This is a genomic window from Frankia sp. R82 (genome assembly GCF_023716925.1).
Taxonomy (GTDB): domain Bacteria; phylum Actinomycetota; class Actinomycetes; order Frankiales; family Frankiaceae; genus Frankia.
Genome location: NZ_JAMQQG010000226.1, coordinates 1 through 8,052, shown reverse-complemented (window position 1 = coordinate 8,052; position 8,052 = coordinate 1). Strand labels below are relative to the sequence as shown.

Here is an 8,052-nt window from a genome sequence, read left to right as displayed (position 1 = left end):
CGAAGCCCTCACCGCATAACCTTCAACCAGGATCACGCGGCATCACTGTCCGTACACCACCACCGTGGGCATGACCCCATCGGGGGGCATCGGGTGAGGCGGGGCACTGCACCCAAGCGTGTACCCGAGCCGCCGGACGGCCATGGACGACGGTGGACGTCCATGGACTCGACGTGCTGATCGATCAGTAGGCGTGGACGTCTACGGAGATCGGCGGGAGGCGCGCCCGTTGCTCGATCCGCGGGTAGAGGACCGCCGCACTACAGTGCGGCCTAAAGCTGCTGCGCGGCTTCCGCTTCTCGACGCTCGCCCGACTTTTGTTGCCAGCAAGCGCGTTATGGATGGTCTCACTCTTGGTCTCGTTCAGGGTCGTTCAGCGGCGGTCGAGGCCACACGGTGGCACTTCCCCGCCTGCACCACGGACCGCTGTGAAGGCCGACGTACGGGCCACCGTGGCACTGAAAAGTGGAAGGTCGGCGGTTCGACCCCGCCCCTGCCCACCCACACAAGCAGGCAAGACAGAGGCCATCGGCGGCGCCGGTGGCCTCTTTGGTCACGGCTCGACTCGGGGGACGCCGCGGCCGCCTGCCGGCCCTCCGGCCGGGTCGGGTGCTTCTTCTCGTGGAGCCCGGTGGGGACGAACTGCCCGATCTGACCCCCTGCCCGTCACATCGATACTCACTATCATCAGACTCGTGGACAATGACTCAGCGTCACCATTGGGTGTCCCGGTGGATCTGCCCCGCGTACCCACGGATCGGTTCGGTTCGCCGCTGACGGGGCTGTCCGTCTGATGGCCGGGCGGATGGTCGTCTTCGGCGCGACCGGGTACACCGGGGAGCTGGTGGCCCGGGCACTGGTGGGCCGGGGGCATCGGCCCGTGCTGGCCGCCAGGTCGGGTGATCGCCTTGAACGTCTCGCCGAGGAGCTGGGCGGCCTGCAGACCGAAATCGCCGACGCCACGCGGCCGGAGTCCGTTCGGGCGCTGGTGGAACGCGGCGATGTTCTCGTCTCGACGGTCGGTCCGTTTCTGCGCTGGGGCACCCCGGCGATCGAGGCGGCGGTGGACGCCGGGGCGCATTATCTCGACTCGACCGGCGAGCCGGACTTCATCCGTCGGGCGTTCGAACAGTATGGCCCGTCGGCACGGCGAAACGGCTCCGCTCTGCTCACCGCCTTCGGTTTCGACTGGGTACCCGGCAACCTCGCGGCGGCGCTGGCCCTGGCCGAGGCCGGCCCGGAAGCGGTACGAGTCGAGGTCGGATACCTGTCGTTGGGCGGGGCCGGCCGGAGCGGAGGCACCCGGGCCAGCTCGGTGGACGCGCTGCTGGCGCCGTCGTTCGCGTTCCGGGGCGGCCGGCTGAGGGCGGAACGCGGCGGCGCGCGGGCCCGCCAGGTCGATTTCGGGTCGGGGCAGCGGCGGTGGGCACTCAGCATCGGTGGCTCGGAGCACTTTGCTCTGCCGGCGCTTCATCCGACCCTGCGAGACGTTGACGTGCTCCTCGTGGCGGCCGATCCGAAGGTCACGCGGGCCCTGCCCGTGCTGTCCCTTGTCGTGGCCACCGTGACCAGGGTTCCCCCGTTGCGAGCAGGACTGCTGTCGCTGGTGCGGCGCCGGGTGAGCGGCTCGACCGGCGGCCCCGACGCGACGGCCAGAGCGGGCAGCAGTGCGGTCGTGGTGGCCGAGGCGTTCTCCCCGTCCGGCAAGGTCATGCGGCGGGTGCGCCTGGCGGGGGTCAATCCCTACACCTTCACCGGCGAGATCATGGCCTGGGGTGCACAGACGCTTGCCGCCGGCGGAGCCAGGGGTGCCGGGGCGCTCGGACCGGTGGAGGCGTTCGGGCTGGACGAACTGCAAGCCGGCGTCCGCTCGGCCGGCCTGGAGCAGACCTGACGGGCGGTGCTGGGCGAAGATGCCGGCGGCGGTGACGGTGAGACATCCCGGTGGCGGGTCACGGATCTCCTCGCGAGCGCACAGCGCGAGGCGCGCCCCGTCAGCACTGTCCATCCCGGTCCTGTCTGGACCGGTGGCTCCAGGGCGTGTCTGGTGCCCCTGGGCCACTGGTACGGCCGAGGTAACAGCGTGCGCCTTTTTCGAAAGCCGGCCGGAAGATCCGCCGGCCGTCGACGGAGCGCGCCCATCTCGCCTCGCCGAAAAGAACCGGGTGTCGGTCCCTGCCCGCGAGGACGACCGCATCGATCTCGTTCCGCCCGCCCGTGCTCCAGTAGGGCCCGACCGCGACGATGTCCCGGCCCAGCGTGCCGGCGACCGCGAGTCGGCGCAGATGGCGATTTCGTCTCCCGGTCGAAATGATGTGGCCATGGAAGACTGTCGTCTGGAATCAGGTGTAGCACCCCAAGGTGGCGGATGGTCTGTGCCCCGCGGACCTGGGTGAATGATCGATCTGGCCCTCGCTGCGAGATGTCGGATCGCTGCTGTGGGGCTGCGGGTGACCAGCGCCGGGGCGGCCCGGCTCAACGGGCGAACGCGTCGATGCTGGGGAGCGCGACCCCGTGCTGGTCGAACATGGCCAGGTTCGCGGCTGGCGGCAGCTCACCGGGCTTCGGCGGAACCGTGAGCCAGCCGGGCTCCCAGTCGAGGAATCCCAGGCCACGGTGGTCAGGTACGTCCCGCAGGATCTGGCGCAACTGCCTGAAGTACTGCTCCTGCCCTGCCGGTGTCGCCGGCAGGGACTGCGCGTCCGGTAACTGTCTCGCCGAGGTGACCCAGTCGCCCGCCTTCGCGCCGGACATCGTCCAGGGATAGGCGGTCTCTGTTATCAGAATTTTCCGGTGGTACCGCGCGGCCAGGACGGCAAGATTTGCGCGCAGATCCGACAGCGAGCCGTTCCAGAACGGATAATAGCTCAGGCCGATGACGTCGAATGACGTGACGCCGGCATGGAGGAGACTGTCAAAGAAGTATCGCGAACGGCCGATGTCACCTCCACTGTCGATGTGCAGGACGACCGGCAGGTGCCCGCGCGGTGCTCCTTCCCTGGCGCCATCGATGGCGCTGTTCACCAGTGCGGCGAGGTTCGACCATTCCTTGGTGGTCCCGTCCCGGACCGAACCGACCGGCCAGAGGATGCCGTTGGTGATCTCGTTTCCTATCTGGATCATATTGATCGGGGTGCCCTGCGCCGCGAGCTTCGCCACGAGGTCGCGAGTGTATTCCCTGATTGTTTTCTTCATGGTGGCGAGATCTTCGCCGCGCCACGCCTCCGGCGGCTCCTGTGCGTGCGGATCTGCCCAGAAGTCCGAGTACTGCGGTGCCAGGAGAATCTTCAGTCCGGCATTCTTGGCTCGGCGGGCCAGAGTCAGCACCGCCTGTTCGTCGCTGTATCCCGCGGGCGGATTCACCCAGACTCGCAGCCGTACGTAGTTGCCGCCGTGGGCGGCGAGAATGTGTTCCAGGGGAAGGTGACGCAGGCCGTCGGAGAGCGTCGTCCCGGCCGCCTCCTCCTGGAGCGTGAACGAGATGTCCGCGCCCCGGACAGCGAGGACGTCGGACGCGCCCCCGGGGCGCCGCTGGACGGCGATGATCAGAAGCAGTGCCGCCACCAGCGCACCGGCGAGGGTCGGGCCCGCCAGGTGGGTCACGCGCACATGTCTCCCCTCCCGACGCCCGCTCGTCGTCGCGAGCCGAAGCCCCGAGTGCGGCAGCTGGCCGCCTGGCCGTCTGATCGTCCGCTCACAGGAGGATTCCTCTGCGCCTGTCGGGCCCGTCTGATCGTAAGAAAATACCCGTTCCTGACTTCCTGCCGTGCCTGCTACGGCCGCTTCGGTCCGCGGCGGTAGGCGTGACGGGGGTCACGGCGAATGCTGGATGAAGGCGACAGAACAACCGCGACGCGCCCGGAGTGGCGCACTCGTCACTTTCTGTATAGATATTGTCAATCTGTGTGCGATGCTATATAACTGCTACCTATACGGCGTGGGTCGACCATGAGTCGGCCTCGAACCGGACACGTGGGCGGGGGCGGAACGTGTTTCGAGCTGAGTCACCGATGTCTGTTCTGTCGACACGCTGTGGCCGGAGTGACGACCTGCAATAGCCGAACCATCTGCCCGGTCACGCCCTGACGTGTCCGCCCATGTCTCGGCGGTCAATCGTCCAGGCATCCGACCGAGCCTGATCGCAGTATTTTCGCGCGCCCGGTCGTGCCCGGTGGGATCGTCTTCCCGCTGATTCTTTGTCGAGCCTCCGCCCGGGCATTGATAGTGGGGGAGAGCGGTGCAGCTTCCGCTGCGTGACAACACTCTGACGGAGCGTTCGGCAGATGGTCTGGGGCAGCTGACCGTCCCCCTGCAGTACCGCTTCCCGGTGTCGGACCCGTTGGAGGCCGGGCCAGGCCAGGTCGCGGTCCGGGTCCAAGCCATGGACGTGCTGGATCGACGGCAGAAATGGCAGTACCGGCTGATCCTGATCGGGTGGCTTGCCACTGTCGGCTTCTTCTGGCAGTGGTGGCTCCAGGCGCGCAACGTGGGCTCGCCCCTGCTGTTCGTTCCGATGTCGCTGTCCCTCTTCTACGTCGGCACGTTTCTGTCCACCATGTACATGATTTTCGTCGGGAACATGCGCCGGCCGGCTCCCATCCCGGTGCAGCAGGCGGAGAGAAGCGGCCGGATCGGACGGGTGGCCGTTCTCAGCCTGACAGTGCCCGGCTCCGAGTCGCTGGAGATCGTTCGTCGCCAGCTGATCGCGATGAGCCAGATCAGGTATCCGCATGACAGCTGGATTCTCGTCGACAAGGTCGCCTCGCCGGAGATAGAAAAGCTCGCCCGTTCGGTCGGCGTCAAGTATTTCTCCCGCCATGACGAGGCCCGCTGGGGGAAGTCCGGCGTGGCGGCCTGGAACCGCAGGTTCCCGCCCTTCCAACGCAAGACCAAGGCCGGTAACGTCAACAGCTGGCTCAACGCCCACGGGCATCGTTACACGCATTTCACGCAGCTTGACATCGACCACATTCCGAATCCCGACTATCTGGATCGGGTGCTCGGCTACTTCGCGGATCCGGCGGTGAAGTGGGTACAGGCACCGAGTGTGTACGGCAACTTCGAGTACTGGACCGCCCGGGGCGCCGCAGAGCAGGAACTGGGCCTCCAGGGCCCTCTTCAGATGGGCTTTTACGGATTCTCCAAGACGCCGTTCATCATCGGCAGCCACTGCACCTATGATGCGGCGGCGATCCAGGAGATCGGAGGATTCCAGCCGACCCGGGCGGAGGATCATCTCGACACCGTCTGTCTCGCCGCGCGTGGGTATGAGGGGTTTTTGTCCCCGACATCCTCGCGGTGGGGGACGGGCCCGAGACGTTCGAGACCTATCTGTCGCAGCAGTTCGCGTGGGCGTACTCGATGATCGAGGTGCTGCTGCGCCACACACCGCGGCTGCTTCGGCGCTACCGGCCGCGTCAGGCGCTCCAGTTCCTTTTCGCCCAGACCTGGTACACCTTCTGGTCCGTCTCGATGCTAATCCTCTTCGTCCTGCCGCTGGCAGCGTTGGTCCTGGACTGGCGTATAGCACAGGTGCATTACCTGGACTTTCTCGGCCACAGCCTGCCGATGACTGGCGCCGCAGCGCTGATCTGGCTGTGGAGCCGGCCCTGGCACGTGCCCGCGGGCGTGCGTCTGACCTGGCGCGGAGTCGTACTGCATGCCGCCCGCTGGGTGATCGTCCTCTCCGCACTCGTCCAGGTCGTCCTACGAGTCAAGAAGCCCTACATGATCACTAAAAAGGGTGTCGGTGGGGACGGTGCGGCCCTTCCCCTGGGACTGGTGGCGCCCTATATCGCCATGGCGGTGCTGCCCCTTGCGGCCTGCTGGTACTACCTGACCGTGTACGGCTCGGGCCCGACGGCGGGAAATCTTCTGTTCGCCCTGCAGGACGCGCTGGTGTTTCTGCTGGTGCTGGCCTTCGTGGTGGTACAGGAGGTCCTGGCCGCCACGGACGGCGAGCCGCGACTCGCCGTCCGCCTGCGTCGCCAGGCCCGGACGTTGACAACGACGGGCCTGCTCGCGGTCGCGCTGGTGGCCACCGCTATCGCCAGCGGGCACCCACTGTGGACAGCGATTTCCCTGGTGTGACGCCCGGCTGCGCCAACGGGGATCCGCCGGTGAGTGGACTCCCGGCCCTCGCCGGGCGAGAAGGGCCCGGGTCTTGACGCGGCTATGTGAGGAACTGGCTCGGGGGCCCGCCGGGGCGTTGCAGGAGCCCGCGGACAGCGGCGATCAGTTCGTCGTCCTGGCTGGAGGCTGGGATCTGGAAGTCGGCGATGCGCATGGTGGGTAGCCAGCCGTGCTGGGGCGGGACGAGGTCGGCGAGTGCCTCACGGAAGGCGCGTTGCCGGTGTCGTCCGCCGGGGCCGGGGAACAGCGGCGGGCATGGCCTGACGAAACCCGGCGGTCAGCGGGTGCGGGGGGCGACGCGGCGAGTGGGCGGGGCGGTGGTCGGGTCGTCCGGCCAGGGGTGGCGGGGGTAGCGGCCGCGTAGCTGCGCGCGGACCTGCGGGTAGCCCGTGCGCCAGAACGACGCCAGGTCGCTGGTCACCGCCACCGGGCGGCCCGCCGGCGACAACAGGTGGAGCACCAGCGGCGCGCGACCGTCGGCGACGACGGGGACCCGCTCCCATCCGAACACCTCGGCGATCTTCACGGCCAGCACGGGGCCGGCCGCGCCGCTGGTGGTGCTGTAGTCGAGGCGCACCCGGGAGCCGCTGGGCACCGCGACCCGCTCGGGTGCCAGCTCGTCCAGCCGGGCGGCCTGTGGCCAGGGCAGCAGCCGGCGCAGCGCGCGGCCGGCGTCGATGCGTCCGAGGTCGGCGCGGCGTCGCACGCCGTCGAGGTCCGGCCCGAGCCAGCCCGGGGCGCAGGCCAGCAGAGCGGCGTCGGTGACGTCGGGCCAGGGGGTGCCGAGCAGCCGGTGGCAGAACGCGAGCCGGTCGCGCAGGGCGAGCGCATCAGCGCTCCAGCGCAGCACGGGGAGCCCCGCGTCCCGCAGCCCGTCGAGCACCGCGGCCCGCAGCAGGGACGGGTCGGGCCTGGCCGCCGGGCGTTCGGCGAGGATGATCGCGCCAAGTCGCTCGAGTCGGCGGGCGACGATGTCGCCACCGGACCAGGCGACCTCGTCCTCGGTGCGCAGCAGCGCCGTGCCCGCCTCCCGCGCGGTGGCCACGTCGAGGACGACGGCCAGGCGCACCCGGGCGGAGGTCCGGTCGGGCCCGCGGTCGGCGACGGCAACAGCGAGCCACTGCGCCCCGGTCAACGCCGAACCCGGGGCGAGCTCGGCGCCGGTCCCGCCGGCCATCAGGTAGGTCGAGCTGCCGGGGGCGCGGACCCGCGCGAGCCGCTCGGGGAAGGCGAGGCCGACCACCAGTCCCGCCGCAAGATCGTCGGTCAGTCCACCCGTTCCCGGTGGCACGGGCCCGGCAGACCCGGCAGACCCGGCAGACAGAGCAGGCCCGGCGAGTTCACCGTGCCCAGTGGGTTCACCGTGCCCCGCGGGGGTGGAGTCCGCGGCCGAGCGCAGCCGGCGGGCCTCCTCCCGCCAGCGGGTGGACGCGGCCCGGTCGGTGTCGTTGCGCAGGCGGCGCCACACGGCGACCAGGTCGTCGGAGTGGCCGCCCACCGGGCCGTCTCCGGAGAGGATCGCCACGACCTCCGCCGCGCGGCGGGCGCCGACGGCCCGGCTGCCGTCGAGCAGCGCCCGCGCGAGCCGCGGATGGGCCCCGACCTGGGCGATCGAACGTCCTCGTGGGGTGACCCGGCCGGTCTCGTCGACCGCGCCGAGGGCCCGCAGCGAGACCCCGGCGGCCTCCATCGCGCCGACGGGAGGGTCGCTGGGCAGGGGCAGGCCCACGCCGCCGGGATGGCCCCAGACCGCGAGCTCCAAGGCGAAGGCGGTCAGGTCGGCGACGGCGATCTCCGGTTCCGGCTGGGCGGGCAGGCGGTCGTGCTCAGCGGCGGACCAGCACCGGTAGACCCGGCCCGGCGCCTCCCGCCCCGCCCGGCCCGCGCGCTGCCCGGCGGACGACCGCGACACCCGCACGG

Annotated in this window: 6 protein-coding genes; 3 read left to right on the top strand and 3 right to left on the bottom strand. The window is 69.7% G+C overall.

Going from position 1 to position 8,052, the window contains the following annotated elements:
• Nucleotides 1-793: 793 nt before the first annotated feature.
• Nucleotides 794-1,894: a trans-acting enoyl reductase family protein gene (locus ND747_RS18905; protein ID WP_251735056.1), complete on the top strand. Its 1,101-nt coding sequence runs from the start codon at nt 794-796 to the stop codon at nt 1,892-1,894.
• A 100-nt stretch (nt 1,895-1,994) separates the two neighbouring features.
• On the opposite strand, the gene ND747_RS18900 is transcribed toward ND747_RS18905, so the two are convergent.
• Together ND747_RS18900 and ND747_RS18895 are read right to left on the bottom strand one after the other, a co-directional pair.
• Complete coding sequence (locus tag ND747_RS18900; protein ID WP_251735058.1) at nt 1,995-2,246, bottom strand: DUF234 domain-containing protein; 252 nt, start codon at nt 2,244-2,246, stop codon at nt 1,995-1,997.
• A gap of 229 nt (nt 2,247-2,475) precedes the next feature.
• Complete coding sequence (locus ND747_RS18895) at nt 2,476-3,603, bottom strand: glycosyl hydrolase 53 family protein (RefSeq protein ID WP_251735054.1); 1,128 nt, start codon at nt 3,601-3,603, stop codon at nt 2,476-2,478.
• Nucleotides 3,604-4,381: 778 nt separating this feature from the next.
• Here ND747_RS18895 and ND747_RS18890 point away from each other — a divergent pair.
• Together ND747_RS18890 and ND747_RS18885 are read left to right on the top strand one after the other, a co-directional pair.
• The gene (locus tag ND747_RS18890) at nt 4,382-5,365 is read left to right on the top strand and encodes a glycosyltransferase (RefSeq protein ID WP_251735052.1); all 984 of its coding nucleotides are present in this window, start codon (nt 4,382-4,384) and stop codon (nt 5,363-5,365) included.
• Nucleotides 5,299-6,090, top strand: a complete 792-nt coding sequence (locus tag ND747_RS18885) for a hypothetical protein (RefSeq protein ID WP_251735050.1) — start codon at nt 5,299-5,301, stop codon at nt 6,088-6,090. Before ND747_RS18890 ends, ND747_RS18885 begins: the two co-directional genes overlap by 67 nt.
• 319 nt (nt 6,091-6,409) lie before the next feature.
• Here the strand turns inward: ND747_RS18885 and ND747_RS18880 are convergent.
• The coding region (locus ND747_RS18880; protein ID WP_285900785.1) for an ATP-dependent helicase C-terminal domain-containing protein at nt 6,410-8,052 on the bottom strand (1,643 nt) is incomplete at its 5' end.

Coding starts and splice junctions, on each gene's coding strand:
- ND747_RS18905 (WP_251735056.1), top strand. CDS start 794: ATGGCCGGGCGGATGGTCGTCTTCGGCGCGACCGGGTACACCGGGGAG.
- ND747_RS18890 (WP_251735052.1), top strand. CDS start 4,382: ATGGACGTGCTGGATCGACGGCAGAAATGGCAGTACCGGCTGATCCTG.